The 20,428-nt window shown below is 75.4% G+C and carries 3 protein-coding genes; all 3 read left to right on the forward strand.

The window, feature by feature from the left end:
• The first annotated feature begins 147 nt into the window (after window positions 1-147).
• The gene (locus P3X83_RS42585; RefSeq protein ID WP_277311150.1) at window positions 148-13,779 is read left to right on the forward strand and encodes a type I polyketide synthase; all 13,632 of its coding nucleotides are present in this window, start codon (window positions 148-150) and stop codon (window positions 13,777-13,779) included.
• Window positions 13,780-13,813: 34 nt separating this feature from the next.
• Window positions 13,814-18,574, forward strand: coding sequence for a type I polyketide synthase (locus tag P3X83_RS42590; RefSeq protein ID WP_277311151.1), 4,761 nt, complete (start codon window positions 13,814-13,816; stop codon window positions 18,572-18,574).
• Window positions 18,575-18,576: 2 nt separating this feature from the next.
• The coding region (locus tag P3X83_RS42595) for a type I polyketide synthase (RefSeq protein WP_277311152.1) at window positions 18,577-20,428 on the forward strand (1,852 nt) is incomplete at its 3' end.

Genomic DNA, 20,428 nt, shown 5'->3' on the forward strand with positions numbered 1-20,428 from the left:
GACGGCTCACCGGTCGCCGAGTACACGGCCGAGTACTGGGTCCGTCACGTCCGCGAAGCGGTCCGCTTCGCCGACGGAGTCGCCACCCTGCACGCGCACAACGTCGTCCGCCTGATCGAGCTCGGCCCCGACGGCGTGCTCACCGCGATGGCCCAGCAGTCCATCGACACCGTCGCCATCACACCGGCCCTGCGCGCCGAGCGTGACGAAGCGGAGACCGTCCTCCACGCCCTGGCCACCCTCCACGTCACGGGGCACACCCCCGACTGGACCACGCTCCTCCCCGCCGCCCGCGCCATCGACCTCCCCACCTACCCCTTCGCCGAGGAGCGGTACTGGCCCAGGGTGACGTCCTGGCTCGGTGATGTGACCTCGGCCGGGCTCGGTGACACCGATCACCCCATTCTCGGCGCGGGCCTGGGCCTAGCCGAAGGCGACGGGTACCTGTTCACCGCGCGCCTGTCCGCTCGTTCCCACCCGTGGCTGGCCGATCACGTCGTCGCGGGCAGGATCGTCGTGCCCGGCACCGCGTTCGTGGAACTCGCGATCCGGGCGGGCGACCAGGCGGGCTGCGGTCATCTGGATGAACTCGTACTGGAACGCCCGCTGACGATCCCCGAGGCCGCCGCCGTGCAGGTGCAGGTCTCGCTGGGGGCCGCCGACGAGACCGGCCGCCGGTCCGTGACCGTGTACGCCCGTCCCGAGGACGACGAGGCGGTGGCCGGATGGTCGCGGCGCGGCTGGACGCGGCACGCGGCGGGCGTGCTGGCCGGCACCGGCACGGCCGTCGCCGAGGACCCGGAGCTGACCGGCACCGATGTGTGGCCGCCGCGCGGCGCGGAGGCCGCGCCCGTGGACGCGCTCTACGAGCGGCTGTCCGGGGCGGGGCTGGAGTACGGCGAGATCTTCCGTGGCATCAGGTCGGTCTGGGTGCGCGGCGAGGACGTCTACGCAGAGCTGGGCCTGCCGGAGGACGAGGAGCGCGAGGCGGCCAGGTACGGCCTGCACCCGGCGCTGCTCGACGCCGCGCTCCAGGCGGTCGCCGCGCACGCCGTCGCCGACGGCGGAGCGGACCGCGAGGCGGGCCTCCCGTTCTCCTGGCAGGGTGTCTCCCTGTGGGCGTCTGGCGCGGCCACGCTGCGGGTCCGGGTGTCGCCGTCCGGCGGGGACGGCATCGCCGTGCTGGCCGTGGACGGCGCGGGCCGTCCGGTCGTGTCGGTGGACCGGGTCGTGGTGCGGCCCGTCGCCGCCGCCCACCTGGACCAGGACGCCGCCCCCGAGGAGACCGTCTACCGTCTCGACTGGGCCAAGCTGCCCGCCGCACAGATCACTGCCGCGCTGCCCGCCGACGTCGTGATCGCCTCGTTCGCGGGCAGGCCCGCCGAGGCGCTCGCCGCCGACGCGCTCGCCCTGCTCCAGTCGTGGCCGGGCGGCGAGCGCGCCGAGGACGCGAGGCTGGCAATCGTCACCAGGGGAGCGGTCGCCGCCGCGCCCGGCGACGACGTCACCGACGTGTCCGCCGCCGCCGTGTGGGGCCTGGTCCGCACCGCGCAGTCGGAGAACCCGGGCGGCATCGTCCTGATCGACCTGGACGAGGGCGCCGACGAGCGGGAGGCCGTGGCCGCCGCGCTGGCCAGCGGCGAGCAGCAGATCGCGGTCAGGGAGGGCGCGCTGTTCGCGGCCCGCCTGGTCCGCGCGGGCGCCGAACTGGTCGCGCCCGCCGGCGCCTGGAAGCTCGATGTGACCGAGCGTGGAACCCTGGACAACCTGTGCATGCTGCCGGTCGAGGACGCCGAGCCGGGGCCGGGCGAGGTCCGGTTCGAGGTGCGCGCGGCCGGGCTGAACTTCCGCGACGTGCTCAACGCGCTCGGCATGTACCCGGGCCAGGTGGAGCTGGGCGGCGAGGCCGCGGGCGTGGTCACCCACGTCGGCGCGGGCGTCACCGCGCTGCGGCCTGGCGACCGGGTGTTCGGCCTGGTCACCGGGGCCTTCGGCCCGGCCATCGTGGCCGACGAGCGGATGCTCACCCCCATCCCGGACGGCTGGTCGTTCGTCCAGGCCGCCTCGATGCCGATCGCGTTCGCCACCGCCTACTACGGCCTGGTGGACCTGGCCGCGCTGGGCGAGGGCGAGTCGGCGCTGGTGCACGCCGCGGCGGGCGGCGTCGGCATGGCCGCCGTGCAGATCGCCCGCCACATCGGGGCCCGCGTGTACGGCACCGCCAGCGCCCCCAAGTGGCCGGTGCTGCGCGACCTCGGCCTCGCCGACGAGGAGATCGCCTCCTCCAGGGACGCCTCGTTCGCCGACCGCTTCCCCCAGGTGGACGTGGTCCTTGACGCGCTCGCCGGTGACCTGGTGGACGCCTCGCTCGGACTGGTCCGCCCAGGCGGCCGGTTCATCGAGATGGGCAAGAGCGACATCCGCGACCCCGGCACGGTCGCCGCCGACCACCCCGGCGTGACCTACCGGGCCTTCGACCTCACCGAGGCGGGCCCCGACCGGATCGGCGAGATCCTGCGCGAGCTGGTGGCGCTGTTCGAGCGCGGCGCGCTCACCCTGCCGCCGGTCCGCACCTGGGACGTCCGCAAGTCGGTGGACGCCTTCCGGCACATGAGCCAGGCCCGCCACATCGGCAAGATCGTCCTGACGTTCCCGCGCGCCCTGGACCCCGAGGGGACCGCGCTGATCACGGGCGGCACCGGCACGCTCGGCGGCCTGGTCGCCAGGCATCTGGTGACCGTGCACGACGTGCGCGACCTGGTGCTGGTCAGCCGCAGTGGACCGGCCGCGGCCGGGGCCGCGGAGCTGGTGGCCGAGCTGTCCGAGCTGGGCGCGACCGTCCGCGTGGAGGCCGCCGACTCGGCCGACCGGGACGCCATGGCGGAGATCATCGCGGGCGTCGAGCGGCTGACCGCCGTGGTGCACACCGCCGGGGTGATCGACGACGGCGTCGTCAGCGCGCTCACCCCGGAGCGGGTGGCGGCGGTGCTGGCGCCCAAGGCCGGGGCCGCGCTGACCCTGCACGAGCTGACCTCCGGTCGCGACCTGGCGGCGTTCGTGCTGTTCTCCTCGCTTTCGGCGACGCTCGGCAGCGCCGGGCAGGGCAACTACGCGGCGGCGAACGCGGTGCTGGACGCGCTGGCCGTCCACCGCGAGGCGCGCGGGCTGCCCGCGCGCTCGCTGGCCTGGGGCCCGTGGGACGTCGGCGGGGGCATGCTCGGCACGCTCACCGACGCCGACCGCGACCGGATCACCCGCGCCGGGTTCCCCGCGCTGTCCGCCGCGCAGGGCCTGGCCATGCTGGACTCTGCGCTGCGCGGCCCGCACGCCGCCGTGGTGACCACCCGCGTCAACCCGCAGGCCGAACTGCCGCCGCTGCTGCGCGGGCTGACCCGCTCGACCCGCAGGGCCGCCTCGGCGAGCGCCGCCGGGCAGGCCAACGAGCTGGGCGCGCGCCTGGCCGGGCTGCCGGAGGACGAGGCCCACCGGCTGGTGCTGGCGCTGGTGCGGGAGAACGCGGCGGCGGTGCTCGGCTTCGGCTCGGCCCAGGCGATCGAGCCCGGCCGGGCGTTCAAGGAGCTGGGCTTCGACTCGCTCACCGCGGTCGAGCTGCGCAACCGGGTCGGCGCCGCCGCCGGGGTGCGGCTGCCCGCCACCCTGGTCTTCGACCACCCCAACCCGGAGGCGCTGGCCGCGCACCTGCTGTCGGAGCTGCTCGGCAGGCGGGAGCGGCAGGCCGTCCCGGCGCGCACCGCCGTGGCCGTGCCCTGGACGGGCGAGCCGATCGCGATCATCGGCATGGCCTGCCGGTTCCCCGGCGGCGTGAGCACGCCGGAGGACCTGTGGCGGCTCGTCGCCGAGGGCGTGGACGCGGTCGGCCCGTTCCCCGGCGACCGCGGCTGGGACGTGGACAACCTGTACGGGCCGGTGGACCCCGACGCCGAGGGCGGCAGGTACGCCTTCGAGGGCGGCTTCCTCCAGGACGTCGCGGGCTTCGACCCGGCGTTCTTCTCGATCAGCCCGCGCGAGGCGCTGGCCATGGACCCGCAGCAGCGGCTGCTGCTCGAAACCTCCTGGGAGGCGTTCGAGCGGGCCGGGATCGCCCCCGCCACCGCGCGCGGCGGCGAGACCGGCGTGTTCGTCGGCACCGCCACGTCCGGCTACGGCATCGGCCGGTTCGACATCCCGGACGGCAGCCGCCCGCACATGCTCACCGGCACCGCGACGAGCGTCATCTCCGGCCGCCTCGCCTACGCGTTCGGCCTCGCCGGTCCCGCCGTGACCGTGGACACCGCCTGCTCCTCCTCGCTGGTGGCGCTGCACCTGGCGGTGCAGGCGCTGCGCAACGGCGAGTGCTCGATGGCGCTGGCCGGCGGCGTGACCGTGATGACCACGCCGAGCATGTTCGTGGACAGCAGCCAGGGCGGGGCGCTGGCCCCCGACGGCCGCTGCAAGGTCTTCTCCGCCGACGCCGACGGCACCGGGTGGGGTGAGGGCGTCGGGATGCTCCTGGTGGAGCGGCTGTCCGACGCGCGCCGCAACGGGCACAAGGTGCTGGCCGTCGTGCGCGGCTCGGCCGTCAACTCCGACGGCGCGTCCAACGGGCTCACCGCCCCGAACGGCCCCGCCCAGCAGCGGGTGATCCGCCAGGCCCTCGCCGGGGCCGGGCTCTCCACGGGCGACGTGGACGTCGTCGAGGCGCACGGCACCGGCACCGAGCTGGGCGACCCGATCGAGGTGCAGGCGCTGCTGGCCACCTACGGCCAGGACCGTCCCGAGGACTCCCCGCTGTGGCTGGGCTCGCTGAAGTCCAACATCGGCCACACCCAGTCGGCGGCGGGCGTCGCCGGGGTGATCAAGATGGTCATGGCGATGCGGCACGGCGTCCTGCCGCGCACGCTGCACGTGACCGAGCCGACCCCGCACGTGGACTGGGCCGACGGCCAGGTCCGCCTGCTCACCTCCGAGCTGGCCTGGCCGGAGACCGGCAGGCCGCGCCGGGCCGCCGTCTCCTCATTCGGGATGAGCGGCACCAACGCGCACACCATCATCGAGCAGGCCCCCGGCGAGGCGTCGGCCGCCGTCGAGGAGGGCCACGACGACGCGCCGTGGCTGCTGTCGGCCCGTACGGCGGGCGCGCTCACGCGCCAGGCCGCGCGGCTGCGCGAGCACCTGCTCGCCGTCCCGGCCGCCCGCCCCGCCGACGTGGCGTTCTCGCTGGCCACCACCCGCTCGGCCTTCGAGCACCGGGCCGTCGTGCACGGCGGTGACCGGCTCGGCCTGCTCGCCGCGCTCGGCGAAGACCGCGACGCCCCCGGCCTGGTGCGCGGCGTGACCGCCGCGCCGGGCAAGGTCGCGTTCGTGTTCCCCGGCCAGGGCACCCAGTGGCAGGGCATGGCCGCCGAGCTGCTGGAGTCCTCCGAGGTGTTCCGGCACAGCGTCCAGGAGTGCTCGGACGCGGTCGCCGCCCACGTGGACTGGTCCGTGATGGACGTGCTGCGCGACGCCCCCGGCGCGCCGTCCATCGACCGGCTCGACGTGGTCCAGCCGGTGCTGTTCGCGGTGATGGTCTCGCTGGCCGCGCTGTGGCGCGCGCACGGGCTGGAACCGGCCGCCGTGGTCGGCCACTCGCAGGGCGAGATCGCCGCCGCGCACGTCGCGGGCGGCCTGTCGCTCGCGGACGCGGCGATGATCGTGGCGCTGCGCAGCAAGCTGCTTTCGAGGTTCGCCGGGCAGGGCGCGATGGCGGCGGTGTCGCTGCCGCCCGCCGAGGTGGCCGAGGTGATCGGCCGCTGGGAGGGCAGGCTGACCGTGGCCGCCGTCAACGGCGCCCGCTCGGCCGCCGTCGCCGGGGACCACGAGGCCATCGACGAGCTGGTGGCCGAGCTGACCGAGCGCGACGTCCGGGTGCGCAAGGCCCGGATCAACGGCGCGGGGCACTCCCCGGTGGTGGACTCGCTGCGGGAGGAGACCCTCGCCGCGCTCGCCGGGGTCACGCCGACCGCCTCGCGCGTGCCGTTCTACTCCACCGTGACCGGCGGCCCGCTCGACACCGCCACGCTGGACGCGGCCTACTGGTTCGGCAACATGCGGCGGCCCGTCCGGTTCGAGCAGGCCACCAGGGCGCTGCTCGACGCGGGGCACACGACGTTCGTCGAGGTCAGCCCGCATCCGGTGCTCGGCAACGGCATCCAGGAGACCGCCGACGACGCCGGGGCCGACCCGGTGATCCTGGAGACCCTGCGCCGCAACAAGGGCGGCATGCGCAGGTTCCTGGACTCGCTGGCCAGGGCGCACGTCCGCGGTGTCACCGTGGACTGGGCGGGCCTGATCGGCGGCGGCACGGCGGTGGACCTGCCGACCTACCCGTTCCAGCGCGGCAGGTACTGGCTGGAGCCGGTCGAGGAGGCCGTCGCGGCGGGCGGCGAGGCCCCCGCCGACGCGGAGTTCTGGCAGGCCGTCGAGCGCGAGGACCTGTCCGCGCTGGCCGAGACGCTGGACGCCGACCAGGACGAGCTGGCCCCCGCGCTGCCGCTGCTGTCGTCGTGGCGGAAGAGGCGGCGGGACCGCTCGGTCGTGGACGGCTGGCGCTACCAGGTCACCTGGAAGCCGGTTTCCGCCCCCGACCGCCCTGCCCTGTCCGGAACCTGGCTCGTGGCCGCCGACGCCGGGGACCCGCTGCTCGCCCGGATCACCGGCACGCTCACGGCGGCCGGCGCCCAGGTGGTGTCCGTCACCGGCGACCGCCTGACCATTCCCGACGAGCCGGTCGCGGGCGTGCTCTCGCTGCTCGCCCTCGACGACACCCCCCACCCGGACCACCCCGAGATCACCACCGGCCTGGCGCGGACCCTCGCGCTGCTGCACGACCTCGACGTCAACATCCCGCTGTGGGTGCTCACCAGCGGCGCGGTCGCGGTGGGCCGGGCCGACCGGCTGCGGCGGCCCGCACAGGCCATGACCTGGGGCCTCGGCCTGGTCGCCGGGCTGGAACGACCCGGCGCCTGGGGCGGCCTGATCGACCTGCCGGACGCCGAGGGCCAGGCCCTGGACCGGGCGCTGGTCAAGATGGCCGGGGCGCTGGCCGGGATCGGCGACGAGGACCAGCTCGCCGTCCGGGCCCACGGCGTGTTCGCGCGCCGGATGACCCGCGCGGCGAACGCCGAACCGGTACGGGACTGGCGGCCACGCGGCACCGTGCTGGTCACCGGCGGCACCGGCGCGCTGGGCGGCCACGTGGCCCGCTGGCTCGCCGAGGGCGGCGCGGAGCACCTCGTTCTGGCCGGCAGGCGCGGCCCGGACGCCCCCGGCGCGGCCGGACTGGCCGAAGAGCTGACCGCGCTCGGCGCGCGGGTCACCGTCGCCGCCTGCGACGTGGCCGACCGCGACGCGCTGGCCGCGCTGCTCGCCGAGCACCCGGTGGACGCCGTGGTGCACGCGGCGGGCGCGGCGCAGTCCACCGGCCTGGCCGACATCACCACCGCCGAACTGGCCGGCGTCGTGTCCGCCAAGGTCGCGGGCGCGGTGCACCTGGACGAACTGATCGACCGCCCGCTCGACGCCTTCGTGCTGTTCTCCTCGGGCGCGGGCGTGTGGGGCGGCGCGGGCCAGGCGGCGTACGCGGCCGGCAACGCCTACCTCGACGCGCTGGCCCAGGCCAGGCGCGCCCGGGGGCACACCGCCACCGCCGTCGCGTGGGGCGGCTGGTCGGGCGGCGGCATGGGCGACGACGCCGCCACCGTCGAGCAGCTCAGCAGGCGTGGCCTGCACCCGATGGACCCGAGGCTGGCGATCTCCGCGATGCAGCGGGCGCTGGACGCCGACGAGACCTGCGTGACCGTCGCCGACATCGACTGGGCGCGGTTCGTCCCCGGTTACACCGCGGCCCGCCCGCGCCCGCTGATCGGCGACCTGCCCGAGGTGCGGGCCGTCCTCGACGACGAGTCGGGCGCGGCGACCGATGACGAACCGGGCGACGGCGAGTCCGACGGCCTGCGCGGCAAGCTGTCCGCGCTGCCGGAGGCCGACCGGCCGGGCTTCATGCTCGACCTGGTCCGCACGCACGCCGCCGCCGCGCTCGGCTACGACGACCCCGGCCAGATCGAGCCGGGGCGCGCGTTCCGCGAGCTCGGCTTCGACTCGCTCACCGCGGTCGAGGTGCGCAACCGCCTCAAGACCGCCACCGGCCGCAGGCTGCCCGCGACGCTCGTCTTCGACTACCCGACGCCGCTGGCGCTGGCCGACCACCTGCTCACCGAGATCCTCGGCCTGGAGCGCGCGGCGGGCCCGGCCGTCGCCGCCTCAGCCGTCATCGACGAACCCATCGCGATCGTCGGCATGAGCTGCCGCTACGCCGGGGGCGTGGACTCGCCGGAGGACCTGTGGCGGATGGTCTCCCAGGGCATCGACGCCATCTCCGGGTTCCCCGAGGACCGGGGCTGGGACCTGGCCAATCTCTACCACCCCGACCCGGACAACCCCGGCACCACCTACGTGAACGAGGGCGGCTTCGTCTACGACGCCGCGCGCTTCGACGCCGGGTTCTTCGGGATCTCCCCGCGCGAGGCGCTGACCATGGACCCGCAGCAGCGGATGCTGCTCGAATCGTCCTGGGAGGCCATCGAGCGGGCCGGGATCGACCCCGGCACCCTCAAGGGCAGCCGGTCCGGCGTCTTCGTGGGCACATCGTTCGTCGGCTACGGCATCGGCGCGCGGCCGGGCAGCGAGTCGGAGGGCTTCTTCCTCTCTGGCACCGGCACGGCCGCCGCGTCCGGGCGGGTCTCCTACACGTTCGGCCTGGAGGGCCCGGCCGTCACGGTGGACACCGCCTGCTCCTCCTCGCTAACCGCGATCCACCTGGCCTGCCAGGCGCTGCGCCAGAACGAGTGCGAGCTGGCGCTGGCGGGCGGCGTCGCGGTGCTGGCCGCGCCCACGTCCTTCACCGAGTTCAGCAGGCAGCGCGGGCTGGCCCAGGACGGGCGGTGCAAGCCGTTCGCCGAGGCCGCCGACGGCACCGGCTGGGGCGAGGGCGTCGGCATGATCCTGGTCGAACGGCTGTCGGACGCCCGACGCAACGGCCACCCGGTGCTGGCGGTCATCCGGGCCACCGCGACCAACCAGGACGGCGCGTCCAACGGCCTCACCGCCCCGAACGGCCCGTCTCAGCAGCGGGTGATCCGCCAGGCGCTGGCCAACGCCCGCCTGGAGCCCACCGACGTGGACGCCGTCGAGGCCCACGGCACCGGCACCACCCTGGGCGACCCCATCGAGGCCCAGGCCCTGCTCGCCACCTACGGCCAGAACCGTGACGAGCCGCTCTGGCTCGGATCCATCAAGTCCAACATCGGCCACACCCAGTCCGCCTCCGGCGTGGCCGGGGTGATCAAGATGGTGATGGCCATCCGGAACGCCGAGCTGCCGAAGACCCTGCATGTGGACGAGCCCACCTCCGAGGTGGACTGGACGGCGGGCTCGGTCGAACTGCTGACGGAGTCCAGGCCGTGGCCGCAGGTGGACCGCCCGCGCCGCGCCGGGATCTCCTCCTTCGGCGGCAGCGGCACCAACGCGCACATCATCGTCGAGGAGTACCCCGAGCCCGCCCCCGCGCAGGCACCCGCTCCGGCAGGGGAGTCCGGCGGCACGGCGGTCCCGTGGCTGCTGTCCGGCCGCAGCGCGGAGGCCGTGCGCGCGCAGGCCGGACGCCTCCGCGCCCACCTGGCCGGACTCGCGGCCGGCGACCTCGACATCGCCTGCGCGCTGGCCACCGGCCGCGCCCTGTTCGACCACCGGGCCGTGGCCGTGGCCTCCGACCGGGCCGGGTTCCTGTCCGCGCTCGCCGCGCTGGAGCGCGGCGAGGAGTCGCCCTACCTGGCGCGGGGCGTCACCCGCCCCGGCAAGGTCGCGTTCGTGTTCCCCGGCCAGGGCTCGCAGTGGGCCGGCATGGCCGCCGAGCTGCTGGACTCCTCCGAGGTGTTCGCCGCCGAGATCTACGCCTGCGCCGAGGCCCTGGCCCCGCACACCGACTGGTCGCTGATCGACGTGCTGCGCGGCGAGCCCGGCGCGGCCTCCCTGGACCGGGTGGACGTGGTCCAGCCGGTGCTGTTCGCGGTGATGGTCTCACTGGCCGCGCTGTGGCGGTCGTACGGCGTGCGCCCCGACGCGGTGATCGGCCACTCCCAGGGCGAGATCGCCGCCGCCCATGTGGCCGGGGCGCTCACCCTCGCCGACGCCGCCAAGGTCGTCGCGCTGCGCAGCCGCGCCATCGTCGCGCTGGAGGGCCAGGGCGGCATGGCGTCCGTGGCGATGCCCGCCGAGCGGGCCCGCGAACGGCTGGCCCCCTGGGAGGGCCGCCTGTCGGTCGCCGCCGTCAACGGTGCGGACTCCGCCGTCGTGGCCGGTGAGACCGGGGCCCTGGACGAGTTCACGGCCGACTGCGAGGCCGCCGGGATCCGCGTCAAGCGCATCCCCGTCACCTACGCCTCGCACTCCCCGCAGGTGGAACTGGTCCGCGACGAGCTGGCCGTCCTGCTCGCCGGGATCGAGCCCGCCGCCCCCGAGCTGCCGTTCTACTCCACCGTCGTCGGCGGCTGGATCGGCTCCGCCGACCTCGACGCCGCCTACTGGTACCGCAACCTGCGGCAGACCGTCGAGTTCGAGGAGGGCACCAGGTCCCTGGTGGAGCAGGGCTTCCGGTTCTTCGTCGAGGTGAGCCCGCACCCGGTGCTCACCCCTGCGATCGGCTCCACCCTCGACGTCATCGACGAGCTGGACCAGAGTGACCCGGCGACCGCCGCCGTGGCGCTCGGCACGCTCCGCCGCGAGGAGGGCGGCCTGGCCAGGTTCCTGCTGTCGGCGGGCGAGCTGTTCGCCCACGGCCCGGCCCTGGACCTGACGCCCGCCTTCGCCGGGCACGACCCCGTCCACGTGGACCTGCCGACCTACGCCTTCCAGCGCGAGCACTACTGGCTGGCGCAGGGCACGGCGGGCGCGGGCGACGTGTCGGCCGCCGGGCTCGGCGCGACCGGGCACCCGCTGCTCGGCGCGGCCGTGCCGATCGCGGGCGGCGAGGCCCTGGTGATGACCGGGCGGCTGTCCGTGGCGACCCACCCGTGGCTGGCCGACCACGCCGTGATGGGCACGATCCTGCTGCCCGGCACCGGCTTCGTCGAGCTGGCCGCCCAGGCGGGCGCGCAGGTCGGCTGTGACCTGCTGGAGGAGCTGACCCTGCAGACCCCGCTGGTGCTCACCGAGCGCGACGGCGTGCGGCTGCAGGTCGTGGTCGGCTCCCCGGCCGAGCCCGGCCGCCGCGAGGTCGCCGTCTACTCCCGCCAGGAGCGGGACGACGATGCCCCCTGGACCAGGCACGCCGTCGGCTACCTGTCGGTGCCCCCGGCCCCCGCGCCGGACTTCGACCTCGCCCAGTGGCCGCCGCCCGGCGCCGAACCGCTGGCCGTGGACGGCTTCTACGACGGCCTCACCGAGCTGGGCTACGGCTACGGCCCCGCTTTCCAGGCGCTGCGCTCGGCCTGGCACCGCGACGGCGAGGTGTTCGCCGAGGTCCGCGTGCCCGACGAGCTGGCCGGCGAGGCGGGCGCGTACGGCCTGCACCCCGCCCTGCTGGACGCCGCCCTGCACCCCATCGGCATGCTCCGCGTGGTCAACGACACCGACGGCTCGGAGGCCGACCGGCCGCTTGAGCTGCCGTTCTCCTGGACCGGCGTCAGCGTCCACGCGTCAGGGGTGACCGCGCTGCGGGTGAGGCTGTCCACCACCGAGGACGGCACCATCTCGGTCCGGTTCTGCGACGAGGCGGGCGTTCCCGTCGCGTCCGTGGAGCGGTTGATCGCCCGCCCGGCCGCCGCCGACATCGCCGCCGTCCGCCGGGGGACCGCCGACTGGCTGTTCGGGGTGGACTGGAGCACGCCGGTGGCGCTGCCGCCCGCCGTCCCCGCGAGCTGGTGGCTGCTCGGGCCGGACACGCTGAACCTGGCCCCCGGCCTCGCCGAGGCGGGCCATGAGGTGGCCGTCCACGAGGACCTGGACGCCTTCGCCGACGCGCTGGACGCCGAGCCGCCCGCCGTCGCGCTGGTGCAGTTCGCCGACCCCGCCGACGGCACCGTGGCCGACGCCGCGGAGCGCGCCGTGCACCGCGCGCTGGCCCTGGTGCAGGCGTGGACCACCGACGAGCGGTTCGCCGACATCCCGCTGGCCGTGGTCACCGAGCGCGCCGCCGCCGACGGCGTGCGCGACCTCGTCAACGCCCCGGTCTGGGGCTTCGTGCGGGCCGCGCAGTCGGAGAACCCCGGCCGCTTCGTGCTGCTCGACGTGGACGGCAGGCAGGTCTCGGCCGCCGCCGTGGCGTCCGCCGTGACCGCAGGCGAGCCCCAGGTCGCGCTGCGCGGCCCCGACGCCTTCGCGCCGCGCCTGGTCCGGCTCGCCCAGGACCCCGCCGCCGCCCCCGACTACGGCGACGGCACCGTCCTGATCACCGGTGCCACCGGAACCCTCGGCGCGGAACTGGCCAGGCACCTGGTCACCGAACGCGGGGTGCGGCACCTGCTGCTCACCAGCCGCAGCGGCCTGGCCGCGCCCGGCGCTCCCGAACTGGCCGGGGAGCTGACCGAGCTCGGAGCCGAGGTCACCGTCGCCGCCTGCGACGTGGCCGACCGCGACGCGCTCGCCGCGACGCTGGCCGACGTGCCCGCCGAGCACCCGCTGACCGCCGTCATCCACACCGCCGCGGTGCTGGACGACGGCACCATCGCCGCGATGACCCCCGGCCGGTGCGACCGCGTGATGTCGCCCAAGGTGCGCGGCGCGCTGAACCTGCACGAGCTGACCGAGGGCATGGACCTCTCCGCCTTCGCGATGTTCTCCTCGATCGCCGGCGTGCTCGGCGGCGTCGGGCAGAGCAACTACGCGGCGGCGAACGTCTTCCTGGACGCCCTGGCCCGCCACCGCGCGGACCGGGGCCTGCCGGGAGTGTCGCTGGCCTGGGGCCCGTGGGCGCAGCGCACCGGAATGACCGGTGAGCTGACCGACGCCGACGTGCGCCGGGTGATGCGCTCCGGCATGATCCCGATGGCCACCGAGGACGGCATGGCGCTGTTCGACGCGGGCTGCGCGAGCGGCGCGGCCCTGGTGGTGCCGATGGCGTTCAACCCGGCCGCGCTGCGCGGCGCGGAGGCCGTCCACCCGCTGCTGCGCGGGCTGGTCCGCGCCACCGCCAAGCCGGTCGCCGACCAGGCGGCCGACGGCGGCGCGGACTCGCTGCGGGCCCGCGTGGGCGCCGCCGCGTCGGAGGGCGAGCGCAGGCGCATCGCGCTGGACGTGGTGCGCACCCAGGTCGCCGCCGTGCTCGGCTACACCTCGGGCAGTGCCGTGGACGCCAACCGCGGCTTCCTGGAGCTGGGCCTGGACTCGCTGACCGGCCTGGAACTGCGCAACCGGCTGTCCACCGCGAGCGGCCTGCGGCTGCCCGCGACGTTGGTCTTCGACTACCCGAGCGCCGCCGAGCTCGCCCAGCACCTCGCGTCGGAGCTGAAGCCGCAGGAGCGGTCGCCCGCCGACGCCGTGCTCGCCGAGCTGTCCGACCTCGAACGGTCGCTCGCGGGCATCGCGGCGGAGGACGGCGACCGGTCGCGGATCACCGCGCGGCTGCGGGCGCTGATGGCGAAGTGGACGGAGGACGAGGAGGCGGCGGAGCGCCGCGACGACGTCGAATCGGCCACCGCGGACGAACTGTTCGACCTGCTGGACAACGAGTTCGAGCGATCCTGAACGGCCCGACAAGGGACTTATAGGGAGACATGTGATGGCGGACGAGCAAAAACTCCTGGAGTACCTCAAGCGGGCCACCGTTGAGCTGCGCGAGGCGCGTCACCGTGTGCGGGAGCTGGAGGACAGGGCCGGCGAGCCCATCGCGATCGTCGGCATGGGCTGCCGGTTCCCCGGCGGCACCAGGTCGCCTGAGGACCTGTGGCGGCTCGTGGACTCCGGCACCGACGCCCTGGGCGGCCTCCCGGCCGACCGGGGCTGGGACCTCGAAGCCCTGGCCGCCGCCCCCGAGGGCGGTTTCGTCTACGACGCGGGCCACTTCGACGCCGGTTTCTTCGGCATCTCCCCGCGCGAGGCGCTGGCCATGGACCCCCAGCAGCGGGTGCTGCTGGAGGTCACGTGGGAGGCGGTGGAACGGGCCGGGATCGACGCCCACCGGCTGAAGGGCAGCAGGACCGGTGTGTTCGCCGGGGTGATGTACAACGACTACGCCGCCGGGCTGAGCGGCGTGCCCGAGGTGCTGGACGGCTACCTGGCCACCAGCAACGCGGCCAGCGTGCTGTCCGGCCGGGTCTCCTACACGCTGGGCCTTGAGGGCCCGGCCGTGACCGTGGACACCGCGTGCTCCTCCTCGCTGGTCGCCCTGCACCTGGCCGCGCAGGCGCTGCGCAACGGCGAGTGCGATCTCGCGCTGGCCGGCGGGGTGACCGTGATGGCGGGCCCGATGATGTTCGCCGGGTTCGGCTTCGACGAGGGCATGGCGGGCGACGGGCGCTGCAAGTCCTTCGCCGCAGGGGCCGACGGCACCGGCTGGGGCGAGGGCGCGGGCGTGCTCGTCGTCCAGCGGCTCTCGGACGCGCTGCGCGAAGGGCGCGAGGTGCTGGCCGTCGTGCGCGGCAGCGCGATCAACCAGGACGGCGCGTCCAGCGGCCTGACCGCACCCAACGGCCCCTCTCAGCAGCGGGTGATCCGCCAGGCGCTGGACGGCGCCGCGCTCACCCCCGCCGACGTGGACGTGGTGGAGGCGCACGGCACCGGCACCACCCTCGGCGACCCCATCGAGGCCCAGGCGCTGCTCGCCACCTACGGCCAGGATCGCGAGGAACCGCTCTGGCTCGGCTCGATCAAGTCCAACATCGGGCACACCCAGGCGGCGGCCGGGGTCGCGGGCGTGATCAAGATGGTCATGGCCATGCGGCACGGCAGGCTGCCCGCCACCCTGCACGTCGACGAGCCGTCCCCGCACGTGGACTGGACGGCCGGCGCCGTCGAACTGCTCACCGAGGCGCGCGACTGGCCCGCCGCGGGCCGTCCCCGCCGCGCCGGGATCTCCTCCTTCGGCGTCAGCGGCACCAACGCCCACATCATCGTCGAGCAGGCGCCCGAGCGGGAACCTCGGGAGGAGGCCCCCGCCAAGCCCGGCGTCCTGCCGCTGCTGATCTCCGCCCGCACCGCCGCGGCGCTCCAGGCCCACGCCGAGCGCCTGCGCGTGTTCGCCGGAGCCGACCCCACGCTCTCCGCCGCCGACCTCGCCCGCTCGCTCGCCACCACGCGGGCCCCGCTCGAACACCGCGCCGTCGTCTTGGCCGCCGACCGCGAAGGCTTCCTGGCCGGGGCGTCCGCCCTCGCCAGGAACGAGTCGTTGCCCAACGTGGTCGGCGGCGTCGCCACTCCCGGCCTGACCGCCTTCCTGTTCACCGGGCAGGGCGCGCAGCGCGCCGGGATGGGCCGCGAGCTGTACGACGCCTTCCCCGCCTTCGCCGAGGCGTTCGACGCCGTTTGCGCGCGGATCGGCGACGACCTGAGGGACGCCGTCTTCGGCGACGGCGATGCCCTCGACCAGACCCGCTACACCCAGGCCGGGCTGTTCGCCCTGGAGGTCGCCCTGTTCCGGCTGCTGGAGTCCTGGGGCGTCACCCCGGACTTCCTGCTCGGGCACTCCGTCGGCGAACTCGCCGCCGCGCACGTCGCGGGGGCGCTCACCCTCGACGACGCCTGCGCCCTGGTCGCCGCGCGCGGACGGCTCATGCAGGCCCTCCCCGAGGGCGGCGCGATGCTCGCCGTCGAGGCGTCGGAGGACGAGCTGGCCCTCACCGACGACCGGATCAGCCTGGCCGCCGTCAACGCGCCCACCTCCGTGGTGCTGTCCGGCTCGGCCGGGGCCATCGCCGAGCAGGAGGCCGGCTGGCGGGAACGCGGGCGCAGGGTCAAGCGGCTGACCGTCTCGCACGCCTTCCACTCGGTGCTGATGGACCCCATGCTCGACGAGTTCCGCGCGGTCGCCGAGCGCGTCGCCTACGCCCGGCCGCTCGTCCCGGTCGTCTCCAACCTGACCGGTGAACCGGTCGAGGAGTACACCGCCGACTACTGGGTTCGGCACGTCCGCGAGGCCGTCCGCTTCGCCGACGGCGTCGCCACCCTGCGCGCCCAGGGCGTCACCAAGTACGTGGAACTCGGCCCAGGCCGGGTGCTCACCGCGATGGCCCAGCAGTCCGCCGAGCCAGGCGCCACCCTGATCTCCACCCTGCGGGCCGACCGGCCCGAACCCGAGGCCCTGCTCACCGCCCTGGCCGAGGCCCACGTCAACGGCGTGACGGTGGACTGGGACGCCGTCTTCGGCCACCTCGGCGGACGGCACGTCACGCTGCCGACCTACACCTTCCAGCGCGCCCACTACTGGCCCCGGCCCGCCGCCCGGACGGCCGCCGCCGCCACCGTGGACGGCGCGCCCGACGGCGACTTCTGGACTGCCGTGCGCTCGGGTGACCTCGACGACCTGGCGACCATCCTGTCCCTGCGCGAACCCGAGGACGTGGCCGGACTCGGCCGTCTGGTGCCCGCCCTGGCCCGCTGGCACGACCGGCGCGGCGAGCAGGCCGTCCTCGACGGCTGGCGTTACCGGGACGAGTGGCGTCCCGTCGCCTGGCCCGGCCAGCCGGTGCTCGCGGGCAACTGGCTCATCCTGGCCCCGCCGGGAAGCGAGGCCCTGGCCGCCGGGTGCGCCACCGCCGTCAACGAGCACGGCGGCGCCGCCGTACCGGTCCGCGTGTCCTCCGCCGCCGACCTCGCCGACGCCCTGGACGGCCACACCCCGCACGGGATCATCTCCCTGCTCGCCCTGGACGAGACCTCCGACCCCGACCATCCCGGCCTCCCTGCGGGCATCGCCGGGACCGTCCGCCTGCTCCAGGCGCTGGAGGCGGCGGGCATCGACTCCCGCGTGTGGATCGCCACCAGGGGCGCGGTCGCCGTCGCCGCGACCGAGGACGTCGAGAGCGCCCCCGGGCACGCCGTCTGGGGCCTGGGCCGGGTCGCCGCGCTGGAGTTCCCCGAGCGCGTCGGAGGCCTCATCGACCTGCCCGACGCCTTCGACGAGGACGCGCGCACCGCCCTGGCCAGCGTGCTCACCCTGGCCACCGGCGAGGACCAGCTCGCCATCCGGCGCACCGGGATGTTCGCCCGCAGGCTCGCCCGCAGCCCCGTCTGCTCCGCCGAACCCTGCCAGGGTCCCTGGCAGCCGCACGGCACCGTGCTGGTCACCGGCGGCACCGGCGCGCTGGGCGGGCACGTCGCCCGCTGGCTCGCCCGCAACGGCGCCGAGCACCTCGTTCTGGCCGGCAGGCGCGGCCCGGACGCCCCCGGCGCGGCCGAACTGGCCGAAGAGCTGACCGGACTCGGCGCGCGGGTCACCGTCGCCGCCTGCGACGTGGCCGACCGCGACGCCCTCGCCGCGCTGCTCGCCGAGCACCCCGTGACCGCCGTCGTGCACACCGCCGGGATCGGCGACGTCGCGCCGCTGCCCGGCCTCACCCAGGACCGGCTGGCCGAGGTGCTCGCCGCCAAGGTCGCGGGCGCGGCCAACCTGGACGAGCTGTGCGATACCGCCGAGGTGTTCGTCCTGTTCTCCTCCGCCGCCGCCACCTGGGGCGGAGCCAACCAGGGCGCCTACGCCGCCGCCAACGCCTACCTCGACGCCCTCGCCATGCGGCGCAGGGCCAGAGGGCTGCCCGCGACGTCCGTCGCCTGGGGCGCGTGGGCCGGCGAGGGCATGGCGGAAGGCGCGGGGGAGGAGCACCTCGGCCGGATGGGATTCCGCGCCATGGACCCCGCCCTCGCCGTCGCCGCGATGCTGCAGGCCGTCGAGCACCGCGACATCGCCGTCACCGTGGCCGACGTGGAGTGGGAGCTGTTCGCGCCCGCCTTCACCATGGCCAGGCCCAGCCCGCTGCTGGCCGAGCTGTGGGAGGCCCCCGTCACCGGTCTGATCGGCCAGGACGGCGCGGCGGAGTTCCGCCGCGGCCTCGCCGAACTGCCCCGCCACGCGCGGGAGGACGCCCTGGTGAACATGGTCCGCGCGCAGGCCGCGCTGGTGCTCGGGCATGCCTCCGCCGACGCGGTGGACGCCGACCGGCCCTTCCGCGACCTCGGCTTCGACTCGCTCAGCGCGGTCGAGATGCGCAACCGGCTCAACGCGGCGACCGGGCTGCCGCTGCTGGCCACGGTGGTGTTCGACTATCCGACCCCCGCCGTGCTGGGCCGCCACCTGCTCGACGAGTTCTTCACCGGCGACGGCGCGGAACCGGACCCCGACGAGGCCGGGATCAGGCACGCCCTGGCCACCGTCCCGCTGTCCAGGCTGCGCGAGGCCGGGCTGGTGGAGGTCCTGCTCCAGCTCGCCGGGGTGGACGAGACGCCCGCCGAGGACACGTCCGGCGATCTGGCCGAGGGCCTGCTCGACGATCTGGACGGCGAAAGCCTGCTCATGCTGGTCGCCGCGGCCGGCACCGAAGGAGATTGATGATGGCTGCCTCCATCGACCAGTACGTCGAGGCCCTGCGCTCGTCACTGAAGGAGACCGAACGGCTCAAGGCCAGGAACCGGGAGCTGACCGCCGCCGCGCGCGAGCCGATCGCCATCGTCGGCATGGCCTGCAAGCTGCCCGGCGGCGTGGACTCGCCCGAATCCCTGTGGCGGCTGGTCGAGTCGGGCGGCGACGGAATCTCCGGGTTCCCCGCCGACCGGGGCTGGGACATCGAGTCGCTGTACGACCCCTCGTCGGGCAAGTACGGCACGTCCTACAGCCGGGACGGCGGGTTCGTCCAGGACGCCGGCATGTTCGACCCCGGCTTCTTCGGCATCTCCCCGCGCGAGGCCATGGCCATGGACCCGCAGCAGCGGCTGCTGCTGGAGACCTCCTGGGAGGTTTTCGAGCGGGCCGGGATCGACCCGCTGCCGCTGCGCGGCAGCCGAACCGGCGTGTTCGTCGGCGCGGCGACCTCCGGGTACGGCATCGCCACCCCCGTGGCCGAGGGGGCGGAGGGCTACGCGCTCACCGGCACCGCCACCAGCGTGCTGACCGGCCGGGTCTCCTACACCTTCGGGTTCGAGGGCCCGGCCGTCACCGTGGACACCGCGTGCTCGTCATCCCTGGTGGCGCTGCACCTGGCGGTGCAGGCGCTGCGCAGCGGCGAGTGCTCGCTGGCGCTGGCGGGGGGCGTGACCGTGATGGCCACCCCCGCCGCCTTCGTGGAGTTCTCCCGGCAGCGGGGCCTGGCCTCGGACGGTCGGTGCAAGTCCTTCGCGGCGGCGGCCGACGGCACCGGCTGGTCGGAGGGCGTCGCCGTCCTGCTGGTCGAACGGCTGTCGGACGCGCAGCGCCACGGCCACCAGGTGCTCGCCGTGGTGCGCGGCTCGGCCGTTAACCAGGACGGCGCGTCCAATGGCCTGACCGCCCCCAACGGCCCCGCCCAGCGCCGCGTCATCCGCGACGCGCTGGCCGGCGCCCGCCTGTCCGCCGCCCAGGTCGACACGGTCGAGGCGCACGGCACCGGCACGGTTCTCGGTGACCCGATCGAGGCTCAGGCGCTGCTGGCCACCTATGGCCAGGACCGCGAGGAACCGTTGTGGCTGGGTTCGGTCAAGTCGAACATCGGTCACAGCCAGGCCGCGGCCGGTGTGGCCGGTGTGATCAAGATGGTGATGGCCATCCGTGCGGGCGTACTGCCCAAGACCCTGCACGTGGACGAGCCCTCTCCGCACGTCAACTGGTCGGCGGGCAAGGTCTCCCTGCTCACCGAGCAGCGCCCGTGGCCCGCCACCGGTCAGCCCCGCCGCGCTGGGATCTCCTCCTTCGGCGTCAGCGGCACCAACGCCCACACCATCGTCGAACAGGCCCCGGAAGCCCCCGCCGATGAGGCCGCCTCCGCCGGGGTCGCTCCCGCCCTCATGCCGTGGGTGATCTCCGGCCGGACGGCCGAGGCGCTGCGCGCCCAGGCCGCCCGCCTCACGCCGCTGCTGGACACCGCCCGCGTAGAGGACATCGGCCGGTCGCTGGCCACCACCAGGGCCGCCCTTGAACACCGGGCCGTCATCCTGGCCGGCGACCGCGCCGGCTTCGCCACGAGCCTCGCCGCGCTCGCGCGGGGCGAGTCGGCACCCGGGCTGGTACGCGGCGAGTCGGCCAAGGGCAAGCAGGCGTTCCTGTTCACCGGCCAGGGTTCGCAGCGCGCCGGGATGGGCCGCGAGCTCCACGAGACCTTCCCCGCCTTCGCGCAGGCGTTCGACGCGATCGCCGACCGGTTCGAGGGCGACCTGAAGGAGATCGTCTTCGGCGACTCCGATCTGCTGGACCGGACGCGTTACACCCAGGCCG

This window comes from Spongiactinospora sp. TRM90649 (assembly GCF_029382225.1).
In the GTDB taxonomy this organism is placed as follows: Bacteria; Actinomycetota; Actinomycetes; order Streptosporangiales; family Streptosporangiaceae; genus Spongiactinospora.